Source organism: Alteromonas sp. ABV4_150, from assembly GCF_056311745.1.
In genome coordinates, this window is the sequence record NZ_CM149971.1 from 1,685,480 (window position 1) to 1,703,401 (window position 17,922).

10 protein-coding genes are annotated in these 17,922 nt (G+C 45.5%); 6 read left to right on the forward strand and 4 right to left on the reverse strand.

Translation table 11 applies throughout. The features are described 5' to 3' along the window. The first annotated feature begins 264 nt into the window (after positions 1-264). Both ACYX4M_RS07395 and ACYX4M_RS07400 read left to right on the forward strand, forming a co-directional pair. A complete protein-coding gene (locus tag ACYX4M_RS07395) occupies positions 265-2,250 on the forward strand; it encodes an alpha/beta hydrolase family protein (protein WP_476082490.1) in 1,986 nt (661 codons plus the stop codon). Positions 2,251-2,388: 138 nt separating this feature from the next. Further along, entirely contained in the window at positions 2,389-3,639 is a 1,251-nt protein-coding gene (locus tag ACYX4M_RS07400) for a multidrug effflux MFS transporter (protein WP_476082491.1), read from the forward strand. 161 nt (positions 3,640-3,800) lie between these two features. On the opposite strand, the gene ilvC is transcribed toward ACYX4M_RS07400, so the two are convergent. Beyond that, entirely contained in the window at positions 3,801-5,279 is a 1,479-nt protein-coding gene (ilvC, locus tag ACYX4M_RS07405; protein WP_474872063.1) for a ketol-acid reductoisomerase, read from the reverse strand. Positions 5,280-5,436: 157 nt separating this feature from the next. Between ilvC and ilvY the strand changes: the two genes are divergently transcribed. Then, on the forward strand, positions 5,437-6,309 hold the full coding sequence (ilvY, locus tag ACYX4M_RS07410) for an HTH-type transcriptional activator IlvY (RefSeq protein ID WP_476082492.1): 873 nt from the start codon (positions 5,437-5,439) through the stop codon (positions 6,307-6,309). An 18-nt stretch (positions 6,310-6,327) separates the two neighbouring features. Here the strand turns inward: ilvY and ACYX4M_RS07415 are convergent, their stop codons facing one another. Then, positions 6,328-7,842, reverse strand: coding sequence for a YifB family Mg chelatase-like AAA ATPase (locus ACYX4M_RS07415; RefSeq protein ID WP_476082493.1), 1,515 nt, complete (start codon positions 7,840-7,842; stop codon positions 6,328-6,330). Positions 7,843-8,045: 203 nt separating this feature from the next. Beyond that, the gene (locus ACYX4M_RS07420; protein ID WP_334059774.1) at positions 8,046-8,663 is read right to left on the reverse strand and encodes a trimeric intracellular cation channel family protein; all 618 of its coding nucleotides are present in this window, start codon (positions 8,661-8,663) and stop codon (positions 8,046-8,048) included. 428 nt (positions 8,664-9,091) lie between these two features. On the opposite strand from ACYX4M_RS07420, the gene ilvD reads away from it, so the two are divergent. After that, a complete protein-coding gene (gene ilvD / locus ACYX4M_RS07425) occupies positions 9,092-10,942 on the forward strand; it encodes a dihydroxy-acid dehydratase (RefSeq protein WP_476082494.1) in 1,851 nt (616 codons plus the stop codon). Beyond that, entirely contained in the window at positions 10,942-12,489 is a 1,548-nt protein-coding gene (gene ilvA / locus ACYX4M_RS07430) for a threonine ammonia-lyase, biosynthetic (protein ID WP_476082495.1), read from the forward strand. Before ilvD ends, ilvA begins: the two co-directional genes overlap by 1 nt. Before the next feature lie 286 nt (positions 12,490-12,775). On the opposite strand, the gene plsB is transcribed toward ilvA, so the two are convergent. Continuing rightward, a complete protein-coding gene (gene plsB, locus ACYX4M_RS07435) occupies positions 12,776-15,229 on the reverse strand; it encodes a glycerol-3-phosphate 1-O-acyltransferase PlsB (protein ID WP_476082496.1) in 2,454 nt (817 codons plus the stop codon). Between the two features lie 280 nt (positions 15,230-15,509). Here plsB and ACYX4M_RS07440 point away from each other — a divergent pair, with 280 nt between their 5' ends. Continuing rightward, positions 15,510-17,798, forward strand: a complete 2,289-nt coding sequence (locus ACYX4M_RS07440) for a sensor domain-containing diguanylate cyclase (protein WP_476082497.1) — start codon at positions 15,510-15,512, stop codon at positions 17,796-17,798. Positions 17,799-17,922: the final 124 nt, after the last annotated feature.

A 17,922-nucleotide genomic window follows, 5' to 3' on the forward strand; every position in this document is an offset into this window, starting at 1 on the left:
AATCCTTAAGGTGACGCTATGCTTTGAAGCTTACCGTTATAGGGTAAAATCCATGTTATATCTGCGGTTAATAGTACCACATTTGCATTTTGTATCCGTAAAGTGCGACGAGAGATCAAATTATCGCGCCAATATTGTCTATATCAAACCCGCTAGGTTTATTTTTGTACATTCAGACACGCCTTTGTATACTCGAACTAATATATTTTGAGGATTACTTATTAGCTAAGTTCCACCCACAATAAAAAATCACAAGGGAATGTTATGTCTTATAAGAAGACTTTCTTACCGGCTACGCTTTTTGCCCTGCTATTGCTAGTTATTTCTACTGCGTTGAGTGCTGAACCGGGGGCGCAGAAAAATGCCTATGATGCTTTTAGCTCGCTGCCAACATATTGGACTCCATCTTTGTCACCCGATGGAACGAAAATCGCGTTTGTTCAAAACGTTGAGCAAGAAGAAGCGTTTGCTATGCTCGCCACTTACGACTTAAAAAAGGGGGAAAAGCACTACCTTCTGCGATCTGACAATGAGCGCGTAAAGATTAACTGGTACCACTGGGTAAACAACGAACGTATCGTGGTCAGTGCTCGTTATGAGACTCGGCGAGGCACAACCAAAGTGCACGACACGCGGTTACTTAGCATTAAGTTTGATGGCGAGGGCGGTGCGTTTAATATGGTTGAATGGGAACGCATTAAGCGCCGGGCCGGTAACCCTAACCACATTCCCCAGTTTCAAGATGAGGTTATCGATTGGCTACCTGATGACCCAGATCATGTACTTATAGCAATAGATGCAGAGGTGCTAGGTTTACCTTCAGTGTATAAAGTCAATGTTAACACAGGAGGCGTAAGCCGCATTATGCGCGGTAAAAAGCGCATCAGAGATTGGCTTACCGATCAACAGAGCAACGTTCGTATTGGCATTTCACTCAATTATGACAGCGGTGAGCGTGAAGTTTTCCTAAAAGAGGAAGATGAATGGCGAACTTTGTTTGCCTATAACGCTATGACTGAGAAGGGTGAATACCCTGTAGGCTTTGCAAAAGACCCTAATATCTTATACTTCAAGGGCTACAAAGGCGACTACCGCGCACTTTATACCCTAAACCTTAAAACCAATGAGCGAACTGAAGTGTATGCCGATGATGGGTACGACGTAGATGGCAGCCTGATCTATTCACCAGTTACCCGAGATGCTATTGGAGTGCGTCATGATGGTCGTTTTTATTGGGATGAGCGCTATGTTGCACTTCAAAACGGTATTGATATTGGGCTCCCCGATTACGATAACACGCTAGTCAGTTTCAGTGATGATGAGCAAACCTACATTGTTTATTCTGAATCGGACGTTTTGCCCGGTGTTTACTTACTAGGTAACCGTAAGGAAGGCACACTCGATGTATTATTTCAGCAATACAGCCAAATAGATTCTACGCAATTATCCGAACATAAACTTATTGAGTATGGAGCCAGAGATGGTATCAAGATTGAAGCATATTTAACCCTTCCTAAAGGGGACGGGCCTTTCCCAACTATTATTCACCCTCACGGCGGCCCGGGTGCTCGCGATTTCAGCGGTTTCGACTACTGGACAGCATACTTCACCTCGAAAGGCTACGCTGTGTTGAGGCCAAACTTTAGAGGCTCAAGAGGCTATGGTTATAGTTTTGCGCAAAGCCAAATGAAAGGCTGGGGATTAGCTATGCAAGACGACATCACTGACGCGGCAGGCTGGATGGTTAAACAAGGTTATGCTGAACAGGATAATATGTGCATTGTTGGCGCAAGCTACGGTGGATATGCAGCTTTAATGGCAACGGTTAAAACCCCTGATTTATTTAAATGCGCGGTGAGTTTTGCCGGCGTAAGTTCACTTAAACACGTCGTCATTCACTCTCGCCGTTTCCTGAACAATGAATTCGTTAAAAATCAGATTGGGGACGACTACGATGATCTAGAAGCGCGTTCACCTTATTACAATGCGGAAAGTATCAAGACACCTATTTTACTTGTACATGGCGAAGAAGACCGTATTGTTCCACCTCTTCACAGTCGTTACATGGCCGATGAATTAGATGACCTTGATAAAGTCTTTAAGTATGTTGAGTTGGAAAGTGGTGATCACCATCTATCGATACAGCGTAATCGGCATCTATTTTTTAAGGAAATGGATGCGTTTTTAAACCAATATCTGAAACCGACTAAAAACGACGAGGCGGTAACAGCTAGTCTGTCAGAGGAGTGACACTCGTTAAAGGTGGTAGTATTTACGATAAGATAGCCTAATTTGACGGCTTTTTGACCAGGTTTAAGGTATACTAATAATGGCGCGACGGTTTCGCGCCTTTTTATTTCCCTCACTTTATTTCATATTCGAGACTTTATGCCCCAGACATCTAATGGCGTATCTAATGACACTGCAGTTGTGCAAAAGCCCGCCCTTGGCCTTGTTGAATTTGTTGCTTTGATGGCGACCATGACATCGCTGGTGGCACTTAGTATAGACGCTATGTTGCCCGCACTTATTCAAATTGGTGAAGCTCTAAATGTAGAGGAGGCTCATCAAACCCATTTGATTGTAACCGTGTTCTTTTTAGGCATGGCATTTGGACAAATGTTTTTTGGCCCGTTTTCAGACAGCCGTGGTCGTCGTTTAACTATTCTTGTGGGACTTTGTATTTTTGCTCTTGGTACCTTTGTATGCATGCTGGCCACTAACTTAGAGACCATGCTGGTTGGGCGGGTTATTCAAGCGTTTGGGGTGTCTGGGCCTCGCATAGCCTCTATGGCAATTATACGTGACCTTTACGTAGGTGATGCCATGGCAAAAGTTATGTCGTTTATCATGATGGTGTTTATCTTAGTGCCCATGTTGGCCCCAATTATTGGGCAAACCGTGATGGAGCTGACATCTTGGTTCCATATATTTACGCTGTTTCTGCTGGTTGCTACTATGGCGGGGGTTTGGTTCTTTTCTCGTCAAGGCGAAACCTTGCCTCGTGCAAAACGCAGAAAATTCTCGCGGGCACATTTTTTTAAATCCTCAAAGTTCATTCTAACCAACCCAGAAGTAATGGGTTACACCTTTGCGATGGGCTGTATTTTTGGGGCGTTTTTGGCGTATTTAAGCGCGTCACAAACCATATTTACCGTGTTTTACAATGTTGGTGAATGGTTCCCGTATATCTTCGCTACCCTTGCCTTCTCTATCGGGCTTGCTTCTTACTTTAACGGTAAAATGGTGATGCGTTTTGGCATGCGCAAGCTGTGTCGTTTTGCTCTAAAAGGCGTAAATGGGTTTGCGGTGGTGTATCTAGCGCTGCTGTTTGCCTTCGATGGTCTGCCGCCGTTAATTCCAACCGTGGCCGTCATGTTTGTCGGCTTTTTCTTCGTAGGCATTCTGTTTGGTAACTTAAACGCTATGGCAATGCAGCCTCTTGGCGATATGGCTGGCTTAGGTGCAGCCATTATTGGTTGCTTTTCAAGCTTATTCTCGGTGCCCGTTGCCCTTATAGTTGATAGTTTTTTAAATGGGAACTTGATGCCAATAGGTTGGGGTTTTCTTATCTTTTTTGCACTGGCTTACGCATCAGTTCGCTTCGCTGAACGGGTTCGGGAAGTGGTTGTTTCTTAACGAGATAAGCATTTGTCAGTAACCGCTTTGAGTGAGAAGTAGTTCGCTGTAAAAAGAGATGTGAATTACTGAATTACAGACATAAAAAAGCCCGACCAAAATGGTCGGGCAAGAGGGCTTAGTTAAGCACCTAACGACAGAAACTGTCCTAACCTCTGTTCTTACACAACTATAGCTTTCATATCAGTCATGTAGCCACGCAAGGTTTTACCTACTGATTCCACACCGTGTGAGCGGATGGCTTCGTTAATTTCAACAAGGCGTTTGTTCTCTACTTGATTAGAAGCAGCAGTCAAACCCTTACCGATAACGCTGGTATCAATGGTAGGCATAAATTTCTCACGCAAAATCGGAATTGCTGCGTTGGCAAACAAATAGTTTCCGTATTCTGCTGTGTCTGAAATAACCACGTTCATTTCATACAAACGCTTACGTGCGATTGTGTTAGAAATTAGCGGTGTTTCATGTAGTGATTCGTAGTACGCAGACTCCGGCAGAATTCCAGCTTCAACCATTACGTCAAACGCAACCTCAACACCACACTTGATCATGGCAACCAGTAAGATGCCGTGGTCAAAGAATTCTTGTTCACTGATTTCACCCTCGTAAGCTGGTGCGTTTTCAAACGAAGTATCACCGGTTTCTTCACGCCACTTAAGCAGGTTCGCATCGCCATTTGCCCAATCTTCCATCATGGTGCGAGAGAATTCACCGCTGATGATGTCGTCTTGGTGTTTTTCAAATAGCGGACGAAGTAAATCAGTTAACTGCTCAGAAAGCTCAAACGCTTTCACTTTTGCAGGGTTTGATAGACGGTCCATCATGTTAGTTACACCGCCAATCTTAAGTGCTTCAGTAATGGCTTCTAGACCGTACTGAATAAGCGCACCTGCATAACCTGGGTCAATACCATCATCAACCATTTTCTCGAACGCAAGCACTGCTGCAACTTGTTGCATACCACATAAAATGGTTTGCTCACCCATAAGGTCAGATTTAACTTCAGCCACAAATGAAGACTCAAGTACACCTGCGCGGTCACCGCCAGTTGCACTTGCCAGTGCTTTGGCTTGATCCCAACCTTTACCTTCAGGGTCATTTTCTGGGTGCACAGCTATTAGTGTTGGTACACCAAAGCCACGCTTATATTCTTCACGTACTTCTGAGCCTGGGCTTTTCGGTGCACACATAATTACTGTGATATCGCTACGAATTTGCTGGCCTTCTTCAACAATGTTGAAGCCGTGTGAGTAACCTAGGGTTGCACCTTTTTTCATAAGCGGCATTACTGCCTCAACTACACTTGCGTGCTGCTTATCAGGTGTTAGGTTGTACACTACATCCGCTTCTGGAATAAGCTGCTGATATGTACCAACAGTAAAACCATTGCTTGAAGCGCGTTTGTAAGAGTCGCGTTGCTCATCAATGGCTGCCTGACGCAGCGCATAGGAGACATCTAACCCTGAGTCACGCATATTCAGGCCTTGGTTAAGGCCCTGCGCGCCGCAGCCTACAATGACAATTTTCTTGCCTTTTAAGAACTGACAACCGTCAGCGAATTCATCGCGTGCCATAAAACGGCAGCGGCCAAGCTGGTCTAACTGCTGGCGAAGTGACAGGGTGTTGAAATAATTAGCCATAAAAATTTCCGAACAACATTCATTTTTGTCAATATCAAACACCGACCTTGGCGTTGACAGACCTCGTCTATGACGACTTGGTAATGAGACTAAAAGATTTCTTTTGTTTTGGAAAATGATATATTTGCAAGACAATATTGCATAAAGTGAAACGTTTATGGATTTTCGCAGTCTACAGCTCTTTAATCATCTGGCTACCAGCCTACACTTCGGCGTTACCGCTGAGGCCATGTATGTATCGCCGTCTACGTTAAGCCGCGTAATTCAACGTCTTGAAGACGAGTTAGGCTGTACGCTATTCAAACGTGACAACCGCAAAGTGGCGCTTACCCACAGTGGGCACAAGTTGCTGTCCTTCTCAAAGCAAGCGTTAGCTGATTGGCAGCAATTAAAAATTGATTTAAAAGAAGATAGCGATGCACTTCAGGGGGAGCTCAGCGTATTTTGCTCGGTTACTGCCAGTCAAAGTCATTTGCCTGCAATGTTAAGACAATTTAGACAACAGCACCCCGGCGTTGATATACGACTTATAACCGGTGACCCTGCCCTTGCTATAGAAAAAGTTAAGAGCAAGCAGTGTGATTTATCTATTGCTATCTATACACCTGACCTGCCAACCGACTTACATTTCACGGCTCTTGATAACGTCCCCTTAGTGCTTATTGCACCAAAGGAATGGCGGCTCACTCAACTGAGTCAGTTAGACTGGACCAAACACCAAGTGATCATGCCTGAAACCGGCCCAACCCGTCGTACCGCCTATCACTGGTTTGCCGAACACGGTATTCGCCCTAACGTATATGCCTATGTTGGGGGAAATGAAGCCATTGTAAGTATGGTAGCGCTAGAGTGCGGTGTAGGTTTTGTGCCCAAGGTAGTGCTTGATCACTCCAGCATGGCTAATGCGGTGACCCAAATTCAGGTTGAAGATATCGAGCCTTACGCACTTGGTTTATGCTGCCTGCAAGATAAGCAGAACGAACCGCTTGTTAACGCTTTTATGCAGCTCAACATACAAGCGCGTGTTTAAGTTCGAGTTTTAACTGCGTTAGCTGGCGCTTAGCTGTTTAATGAGATTATCGAGGGCGCGATAGCCCAATGCTTCTGCAATGTGCACCCGCGATACGGCGTTCTCATCTTCAAGGTCAGCAATGGTTCTTGCCACTTTTAACGTGCGATGAAACACCCGCATAGACAGATTAAGCTGTTTAGCAGCCGTTTGTAGAAACTGCAAATCAGCGTCATCAAGTAAGCATATATCGGCAAGCTCACCCGCGTGCAGCGCACCATTTGGCTTGCCTTGCCGTAGCCCTTGTTTGCGACGTGCGGCAATAACTCTCGCTCGCGTGGCATGTAACGAGTCGTCAGGTTTATTGGCCGGTTCTGGCAGATCGTAGTCTGGCAGTCGAGGTACCTCTACTTGTATATCTATTCTATCAAGGAGCGGGCCAGACAAGCGGTTTAAGTAGTTGAGCTGCTGCTGTGGCGTTAACCGGTTATCGTCAATATCTCCTGTCGGGCTTGGGTTCATCGCAGCGACTAACTGAAAGTTAGCAGGGTATGTTGCACTTCCTGAAGCGCGAGACAAATGCACGTCGCGGGTTTCAAGTGGTTCGCGCAATACATCCAGTGCTTTTCGCCCAAACTCAGGCAGTTCGTCTAAAAACAAAATACCATTGTGGGCCAGTGATATTTCACCTGGCACAGGGTTAGAGCCACCGCCAGTAAGCGCTACAGCAGAGCTGGTATGGTGTGGCGAGCGTAAGTGGCGTGTGAGAAAGCGTTCAGCATGTAGCTTTTCGCCTTTTACTGAGTGAATGGCAGCGACTTCCAAGGCTTCTTCTTCACTCATATCCGGTAATAGCGACAACATTCGACTGGCAAGCAAGCTTTTACCTGTGCCTGGCGGGCCTACCATCAGTAGGTTGTGAGCCCCGCTAGCTGCAATAATTAGGGCCCGTTTAGCTTGCTCTTGACCGATAATATCATCCCAACCAGTTGGAGAGTTGCGTGATGAGTGAGAAGTGAAAGGCTGCCCTTTGGCGAGCTTTTTGTTACCGGTAAGGTGTTCATAAACGGATAGAAGATCGAAGGCTGGAAACCGTGTGGCGTGGGAAACCAAGGCAGCTTCCACATCGTTATCTCCCGGGTACACAAGGGCTATATCTTCGTTTGCTGCGGTCATCACTACAGGAATAAGCCCGTTAACCGGTTTAATCTCACCGTTTAGCGCTAATTCGCCCACAAAGGCAATATTAAGCAAGCTTATATCTGAAATGTAGCCCGATGCTGCTAAAATGCCAACGGCAATAGGAAGGTCGAACCGCCCTCCAAACTTCGGAATATCAGCCGGCGCTAAATTTACCGTTATACGCTTGGCAGGAAATTCGAAACCACTGTTAATTAGCGCGCTGCGCACCCGCTCACGGGCTTCTTTCACACTGGTTTCCGCCATACCTACCAGTTGAAAGGCAGGTAGGCCATTAGCCAAGTGAATTTCCACACTTACCTCTGGTGCAGACACCCCCTGCCCCGCAAAGGTTTTAACAACAGCCATTCCCATATTGTGAACACCCTCTCCTCTTACGCGCTCATTATTCGCCTTACTGAAATTTAAAAACTCAAGTGCGGCCAAATAGTCAGCGCACTAGGCATAAACTCTAGAGAGAGTGGAATGAAAATGTAACTGTACTAACGACGAGATTTATCGCGAATACTCACCGGGTTTGACCATTGGTTACCTTGCTCGGCAAGGAAGATTAGATGCTAATGATGATCGCTGTAAAATACAGGTAGCTGCCAATGCCAGCGCATGGCGCCTAGCCTGAATAAAACGGTGGTCGCAAGGGCTGCAATACCACACCACTGGGTAGCAAGGTCAAATTCTAGTGCAATGCCATATACCACACCGCCAGCGATACAGGTCATCGCATAAAGTTCGCCGTTTAGTACCAGCGGTACTTCGCGACAGATAACGTCTCGTAACAACCCCCCAAATACGCCAGTAATGGTGCCCATTGCAACCGCCACTGCCATACCGGTATCGTTGGCTAAAGCTTTTTCTATGCCTACTACATTAAAAAGCGCTAGCCCAAAGGCATCGGCGATTAACAGGTAGTGAAAAGGGAAGCGTGGGCTGATTCGCAGCCAAACAATGGGTATAAAGGCAGCAATTAATGTAGTGTACAAGTAATCGGTATCGGCAATCCAAAAAACGGGTACATCTAACATCACATCTCGCAAAGTACCCCCGCCAATGGCTGTAGCGCTGGCAAGCACGACTACACCAAATCCATCCATGCGTTTTTGATAAGCCATAAGGGTGCCTGAAATTGCACACACGGCAACGCCTGCCAGGTTTAACCAGTGAAACCAATCGAACATGCTTATTACCCTTTTACTACTCTTAAGAACTCGCTATTTCTACCGCAAAAACTTGATCAAGCCGTGTGTTTCATGCTATTTCTGTGCACAAAACCAATTCGCGGTTTACCGCGCATTGCTTGTAGGGGTAAAGCCATAACCCCAAACGAACAACATTTCATTTTTATAATGCCAAAGGAATACGGCATTGTAAGTCAAAGATATCATATAAAACAAAGCGCTACTGGTCCGTGAGCAGTTAGGCTTTGTCGCCCTTCGCTTGAACGACCTAAGATGATTTAATACATCATCAGTATGACATGCAATTTTGAGTAAAACAGTGTGTATTGGAAAACAAGCCAAAGCATCACTGGTTTACCACTGTTTTTAAGTTTCACATATAAGGTCTAGCATTAAACCCTAGCACCTAAAATTAACGGGAAGGATTTATGCCCAAGTTACGTTCTGCAACTACCACACAAGGTAGAAATATGGCCGGCGCTCGTGCGCTATGGCGTGCAACCGGAATGAAAGATTCTGATTTCGGCAAGCCTATTATTGCTATTGCTAACTCATTTACGCAGTTTGTACCTGGGCACGTTCACCTCAAAGACCTTGGTCAGCTAGTAGCGCGCAGCGTGGAAGAAGCTGGTGGTGTCGCCAAAGAATTCAATACCATAGCGGTAGATGACGGTATAGCAATGGGCCACAGCGGTATGCTGTACAGCCTTCCGTCTCGCGAGATCATTGCTGATGCAGTAGAGTACATGGTGAACGCACACTGCGCCGATGCCATCGTTTGTATTTCTAACTGCGATAAGATCACCCCTGGAATGTTAATGGCGTCCATGCGCTTGAACGTGCCAGTGATATTCGTATCTGGCGGCCCAATGGAAGCGGGTAAAACCAAGCTTTCGGACCAGCTTATTAAGCTTGATTTAGTTGACGCCATGGTAGCGGCTGCTGATGACAAAGTGAGCGATGCTGACACTGACGAGATTGAGCGCTCTGCCTGCCCTACCTGTGGTTCTTGCTCAGGAATGTTCACTGCGAACTCCATGAACTGTCTAACCGAAGCGTTAGGTCTATCGCTGCCGGGCAACGGCTCTATGCTAGCCACTCACGCTGACCGTGAAGGCTTGTTTAAGCAAGCCGGCAAACAAATTGTTGAGCTTTGTAAACGTTATTATGGCGATGATGATGAAAGCGTATTGCCACGTAACATTGCCAACTTTAAAGCTTTCGAAAATGCCATGAGCCTAGACATTGCTATGGGCGGCTCAACCAATACTATCCTGCACTTATTGGCGGCAGCAATGGAAGGTGAAGTGCCTTTCACTATGGATGATATTGATCGCCTGTCTCGCAAAGTGCCTCACTTATGCAAGGTGGCGCCTTCTACCCCTAAATATCACATGGAAGACGTACACCGTGCGGGTGGCGTATTGGGTATTTTGAACGAGCTAAATAAAGCGGGCTTGCTTAACACCGATGTTGACCATGTTTTAGGTAAACCGCTTACTGATGTTATCAGCGAGTGGGATATCACTAATCCAGAGAATAAAGACGCAATTACTTTCTATCGTGCGGGCCCTGCGGGTATTCGTACGACTAAAGCCTTTAGCCAAGATTGTCGCTGGGATGAAGCCGATGATGACCGTGAAAATGGCTGCATCCGCTCCATCGAGAATGCGTTTAGCCAAGAAGGCGGCCTAGCGGTGCTCTATGGCAACTTAGCAGAAGATGGCTGCATTGTTAAAACCGCTGGTGTGGATGAGTCTATTCTTAAATTCAATGGTACTGCCCGTATTTACGAAAGCCAAGACGACGCGGTGGCAGGTATCTTGGGCGATGAAGTAAAATCCGGTGATGTGGTCTTTATTCGCTACGAAGGCCCTCGTGGCGGGCCGGGCATGCAGGAAATGCTGTACCCAACGTCGTATTTGAAATCGAAAGGCCTAGGCAAACACTGCGCCTTGGTAACAGACGGGCGTTTTAGTGGCGGTACAAGTGGCTTGTCTATCGGACACTGTTCACCAGAGGCCGCCAGCGGTGGCGGTATTGGCCTAGTAGAAGATGGGGATAAAATTGAAATAGATATCCCTAATAGAAGCATCAACATTGTTATTTCTGATGAAGCACTTGCCGAGCGCCGTGCAAAAATGGAAGCAAGCGATAAGCCTTGGAAACCGAAAGATCGTGTACGCGAAGTTTCTACGTCACTTAAAACCTTTGCGGCGTTAGCAACCAGTGCCGATAAGGGTGCAGTACGCGATGTCAGTAAGCTGGAAAATTTGTAATGACATCAACACACGTTAGCGATCACGAGTACTTAAAGAAGATTTTGCTTGCCCCGGTTTACGATGTGGCGGTGGCGAGTGAGTTGTCTTATATGTCGTTGCTTTCGGCTGAGCTTGGCAATGAAATTTTTCTAAAACGAGAAGATCAGCAGCCGGTTAAAAGCTTTAAACTGCGCGGTGCCTACAATCGCATTTGCTCGCTAAGCGATGAACAGCTACGAGCCGGTGTAATTGGTGCATCGGCAGGTAATCATGCGCAAGGCCTAGCATACAGCGCAAAGATGAAAGGTATTCAAGCGACTATCGTTATGCCAGAAACCACCCCTGACATTAAAGTGGACGCAGTACGTCGCTTCGGTGGTGATAACGTAAATGTTGTCTTGCATGGCACGAGCTTCGACCAGGCAAGCAACCATGCCAAAGACTTGTGTGATACCCACGGCTATACTTTTGTGCCGCCCTTCGACAACCCAGATGTAATAGCTGGGCAAGGTACTGTTGCACGAGAGTTGTTGGAGCAAAACCCAAACCTGGATATTTTGTTTATTGCTGTTGGCGGTGGTGGCCTAGCCGCTGGCATTGCGGTGTACTTAAAGCAACTCAAACCCAGTATTAAGATTGTAGCCGTTGAGTCAGAAGAGTCGGCCTGTTTCATTGAAGCAAAAGCGCAAGGCGAGCCTACCGAGCTGGAAAGCGTAGGCATTTTTGCCGACGGCGTGGCTGTGAAAGTAATGGGGCAAGAAACTTTTCGTCTATGTAACCGCTTAGTTGATGAAACCATTACGGTTACCAATGATGAAATCTGCGGGGCTATAAAAGATATCTTCGATGATACCCGTGTTATCGCCGAGCCTGCGGGTGCATTATCGGTAGCGGCAATTCGCAAATATGCCAAGCAACACGATCTTAAAGGTAAAAAGCTAGGCGGTATTTTATGTGGCGCAAACATCAACTTTCACACCCTGCGCTATGTGTCTGAACGCTGTGAATTAGGCGAGCAGAAAGAAGCGGTTTTTGCCGTTAAAATTCCTGAAACTAAAGGTGCGTTTAAACAGTTTTGTGAGTGCGTTGGGGCAAAAGCGATTACTGAATTCAACTATCGCTACGCAAGTGAGAGCGAAGCGCATATTTTCGTTGGGGTTAAGCTAAAAGGTGGGCAGCAAGAATTCGCTGCACTGCAAAGTGACCTTGAAAGCAAGGGGTATGACTGCGTTAACTTAACGGATAACGAGTTAGCAAAGCTTCACGTCCGGCATATGGTAGGCGGCCGCCCGCCGACCATTTTAAACGAACAGGTGTTCAGCTTTGAATTTCCTGAGCGCCCAGGTGCACTGCTGAACTTCTTAAATACATTGGGTGAGCAGTGGAATATTACTTTATTCCACTATCGTAACCACGGTGCTGCGGAAGGCTTGGTATTGGCTGGTTTTGACATTGCGCCAGAAAGCCGGGATGACTTTAATCAGCATGTAGCTGAATTAGGCTATAAGGTCGAAGAGGTAACAGATAACCCTGCGTATCGCTTTTTTCTGTCGCAACCAGCGTAACGTTTTGTCGGCTATGCAATCAAAAGCGCAACTTAACTCGTTTTAAACCTTTTTTCGCTTTGTATTGCTTCACGTTAAGCGCAGGTTTACCGAGGAGCGATACAAAGCGGCACTATTACAGCCTCGCTAATTTAACCTCGATTTAAGAGGTACTGTCTCGGCGCCTATCGCGCTATAGACAGCGAGAGACACTATTTAGTTAGATAGATGGCTAATAAAAAACCCATGCGAATGCATGGGTTTTTTTACGCTTTTAACAAAGCTATAGCCCTTGTCGCTTACAAAGTTAATTTGCCGTGTTAAGCGCAACATTTTCTAAATGCTGAATCATCTCAGGCCATATCAACGCCATCACGTCAGCACGCAAGGCTTCACACTCTTCCGAGTATTTTAAGCTGCCGTCTTTTTCAGAGTCTAACCAATGGTTATCTTTTAGCGCGCCGATGAAGCTAGAAAGCACGTTCTTATCGTAAAACTCAGGCGAGCTTAAACCATAAAGCGCTGATAAGCGCTCAGCGACCTGTTTACTTTCTCGCTCTAATGCACTGCGGCTAATTATTTTTTCTTTATCTAAAATAGTTAATACCACAGCATAACGCTGCAATGTTTCCTGCATACAGCGGCTTAATAACCAAGCAGAATGGAACTGTTTGCAGTGTGCATCTGGAGGTAAAAGCTCACCATCTTTTTGGCGCAACAGTCCGTTGTCTAACATGGCAGTGATCAAGGCATCAGTATGCGCAAGTGCTTCATCTTGCGTTAAATGCAAAAACAATTCTTTTTGTAGCAAAGGATAAAGCGCTGCAATGAGCTGGAAAATGCTGTTCTTGGTTGCGCCCTTCTTAGCAAAGATAGACGCCATGATAAGGCCTGGTATGGCGAACAAGTGCAAAATATTGTTGCGATAATAGGTCAGGTATACAGCAGATTTGGGCTGAGGGCTGATCAAACGTCCGTAATCATCTTCTTTTACATCGAAGCGACCTAATTTTAATGTATCCCGAAGTAATTCTTGTGCCGATGAATCTGGAATTGTGGCATCATCACTGAAGGGCACCGTTTTGAACAAGTTCATGAAGTCATCCATGGCTTGTTGAAGCTCCACTTCACTCATTGTCTGCCTTTTAGAAGACAGCAGACATAGCGAAGCTAATGCCATGCCGTTAAGTGCTGCAGCGCGGTTAATGCGCGTCATGACGTTGTTAGCCAATTCATTAACTGCAGGCGTTAACCAAGCGGGCTTCTTCTCTGGTTCAGCATCGCGACAATCGCGCCAGTTCGGTACATGACTTTCAAGGAACTGATTAAGCGCAATAGGCTCACCAAAGTTTACATAACCGTGCCCGTAATTTTTAAGTTTACGAATGGCAGAGAACACCTGAAGGTTAGATTCTTTTTTCTTCTTAGAGCCTTTAAGTTCGTTCAAATAGCTCTTCACTTCCATTACGTTTTCATAGCCAATGTAAACAGGAACAATACTAACAGGGCGGTTAACGCCTTTAAGCATGGCTTGAATAGTCATGGCTAACATACCGGTTTTCGGTGGGATCAAGCGACCGGTGCGGCTGCGTCCACCCTCAGGGTAGTATTTAACAGAGTAACCTTTGTTGAATAGCAGCTCTAAATATTCTCTGAACACAGCCGTGTAAAGCTTGTTGCCAGCAAAACTCCGGCGAAGGAAGAAAGCGCCTCCTCGGCGAAACATTTTGCCAATAGGCCAAAAGTTAAGATTGATACCCGCTGCAATGTGAGGCGTTACCATACCCTCGTGATAAATCACGTAAGTTAATAACAGATAATCCATGTGGCTGCGGTGGCAAGGAACATAAATAATTTCGTGGCCGTTAGCGGCCAGCTCACGTATGCGCTCTGCATGGCCTACGCTAATACCGTTGTAAATCTTGTTCCAAATGCGTGTGAGCAGTCTGTCACCAAACCGGATAAGTCCTTCACGGTAGTCTGCAGCAATCTCGGTAATATAGCTCTGTGCAGTTTCCTTTGCTTTTTCATGAGTCACTTTTTTGCTTCGCGACTCTTCAGCAATGGCACGACGCACTGCATCTGATCCTAACACACTGTTGTTGAGCTCTTGTCGCTCTAACAGTGTAGGGCCTGTCATACTCTGACGTTTTCGTTGAAAGTGAGTACTTGCTACGCGTACAAGCTTGTGGGCAATGCTTTGATCACTACCGTGTTGATTTGACATTGCGCGTGCGGAAACAGCTTTAGAATAATTAATAAAGTTATCTCGGCCTAAAAATAGCACGATGAACAATTTGCGAAGCCAACTTGGTGCTGCTGCCTCCGTAATCAAATCGCTTAAGCCTGGATTCCCGCGCCCAGGGGCTCGACCCCACGTGACATATACAGGCACAACCTGTAAATCTAGATTTTCATGATCTCTATGCAAATGAAAAAGGTCAGTGAAAACCTCTTCAATCCCGGTATCTTTGGCTGACGAGCGAAAAATAGGCTGGGTTTTACGTAAGAACAGCGTCGACGAATATTCTCGCCCTGCCAATGTGAGCGTATCTGTAGGACTAGGTAAACCTAGCGCTTTTGTCGACATTCTCAGTGCAAGCTGATCTGTCACTGAGTTGTTGGGAAGTAGATAAACGATAGGTTTGCTTTTATCTATTCCTAATTCGGTTTCAACGTTAACTGGAATACTGTGAGCTTTGACCAGCAACTTAACAGGATAATGAAACACCGACAGAAGGGCTTTTCGCATCCACGACATGAATTATGTAATCCTATGAAATAAAAACGGGTGAAGTGTAACACAATCGCATCGCAATCTCGCGATGAGCCAATGTTATTGATTTGCTTGTTTTACAGACTCCGTACCTAGCTGTAAGTTCAAGAAGTTCAAAAGCGTCTGTGTTTTTATATTTTTCGTAGCACCACTTAGGGTAAGGCTCTCCGGCCCTTTTAGCAACGCAACATTAGCAGTATTTAAATTGCTATAAGCTTTGATTGTTACTACTTTTATAAAAGTTAATGAATATGAGCAAGATGTAGTGGATGATCGAAACCGCCTGAAGACAATTGATGATTTTATGCTCAGCAACGACGTGCCATTAGATCTCAACGACCTTATGGTGGTGTTAGCTGCAGCATACAAAGTGCCCATTGCGCTAATTGGCATCGTTGGTGAGTTTGAAGAGGTATTTAAAGCGCGGTATGGGACTTCACTTTCCAAGGTGAGTAGGGAACATGCTTTTTGTAGCCGTGTCGTGCAAAAGCGTCAACAAGTCGTTGTAAACAATGCCCAAGAAGACCCAAGATTTAAAGACAACCCACTAGTGACGGGTGAGCCGCACATCTGCTTTTATGCAGGCACGCCCATTGAAATTAATGATGAGATTATTGGTGCTGTCTGTCTTATTGATACCGTTCCAAGAGAAATTGACAAGAAATATCTAGAAGTTCTAGATCGAATTGGCACGCTTGTTAGTCAGCATATTTCTCTTTCAAAAGAACACGAAGTACTCAAGCGTGAGCATGGGCTAATAGAAAAGTCCCCCATTGTTCTGGCTACGTGGCGAAATACTACGTCGCTCAAACTGGTTCATATCTCAAAAAATAGCGAGCGCGTTTTGGGCATATCGTCCCAAGATTTACTTAGCGGCGCAGTCGAGCTTGGCGATGTTTTAACACAAGACGCTGAGGGAGACTTTACGTTTGCTATGCAAGCCCATATGGAGGGCGTAGAAACGCATACCTGTCGTCTTCAAATTGCCACGCCCACACGTACCATTTGGGTAAGTATGATCTCTACGGCTAGTTTCCGTGAAGACGGTATGTTGTATTCCGTTCAGGCATTTCTATTTGACACCAGCGACCAAAAATATGTTGAAGACAAACTTCACAAAACAAACCAGCGTATGCGGCTGTTATTGGAAGCCTCTGAGTTAGGTACGTGGGATTGGAATTTGACCGCTGATGTAAACCAAGTGAACAAACGCTGGTGTGATATTGTCGGTCTTGAATATGAATACTATGACACCAGTTCGCGCTTTTTCAGACAGCTGATTCATCCTGCGGATTATGTGAAAGTCGAAAAGCAGTTACACGAACATATTGCTGGAAAGAGCAAGGTTTTCAATACTACGTTTCGCATGAAGCATACTAACGGCTCTTGGGTTTGGGTCGAAAGCTATGGAAAAACTGTAGAAACTGACATTATGGGAAAACCCACTCGGGTTGCCGGAATTCATCGTGACATTACCCAACGAATGGAAAGCGAACTTCATGAGAAAAAGAAAACTCAGCTACTTCAGTTTATCAATAAAACCCGCGCCTCTTATCTTCAGAACAACGATTTAACCATGGCCTGCCAAACAGTGCTACCCGAGCTTATTGATATATCAGACAGTCAGTTTGCTTTTATTGGACAAATGAAAGGGGAAGGTGATGGCTCGAAGCTGTTTATTCACGCCATTTCTGAAATAGTGTGGGACAGTAGCAGCTTCACGCAATACAACGAGTATAAAAAACGGAACTTGTATTTCAGTAGCTTTGATAATCTTTTTGGTACCACAATTTTAACCGGTGAAGTAACGATAAGTAATACCTCTGGGAGTCACCCCAATTCAAAAGGAGTGCCCCAAGGGCACCCCCGCATTAGTCGATTTTTAGGGCTACCGATCAAGGTCAAGGATAGAGTGGTGGGTATGATTGGTTTAGCCAACAAATTTGAGACCTACGGCTTAGAAGATGCTAAGTTTCTACAGCCTTTACTCGATGCGTTAGCTGGTCTTTTCTATGCGGTAGAATTAGAAGAAGCGCGTGCCGTCGCAGAAGAAAAACTACGGCAATTGGCTATGACGGATTCGTTGACGGGCTTATATAACCGTAGGGCGTTTATCGATGAGTGCACAGCACTTTCAAAACAGCATTTGAGCGCTTGCGTTGCGATTGTTGATATTGATTATTTTAAGAAGGTAAACGACACCTATGGACATGATGCGGGTGATCAGGCGCTCATTAGTGTGGCAAGGAAGATAGCCAAACAAAACAGTGAACCCAATGTGGTTGCCCGTCTTGGCGGTGAAGAGTTCGCAATCGTGATGTTGGGGAAAAATAAAAAAGAAATTAACACGCAGTTAGAGGCGCTTCGCATAGCCGTTGAAGAAAGTGTTGTTAACTATAAGAACGATAATATAAAACTTACTATCAGCATAGGAGCAACCTTTGTCGATAGTACCTTCGGCGCAGATTTTAGCGCCCTATTATCTACGGCTGATAAATCCCTCTATAAGGCAAAAGAGCAAGGCCGAAATCGCGTGGTTTGGGACGGAGATTGACTGTCGCTGTTTGTCGATATGTGCTAGTGATTTGTGCATCAAGCAACAGGGATATTGCCAGACAAAAGAAGATAAGTTATAAGAACCTAATATTATAGTTAACAAATTAGGCGTGTTTTGAGCT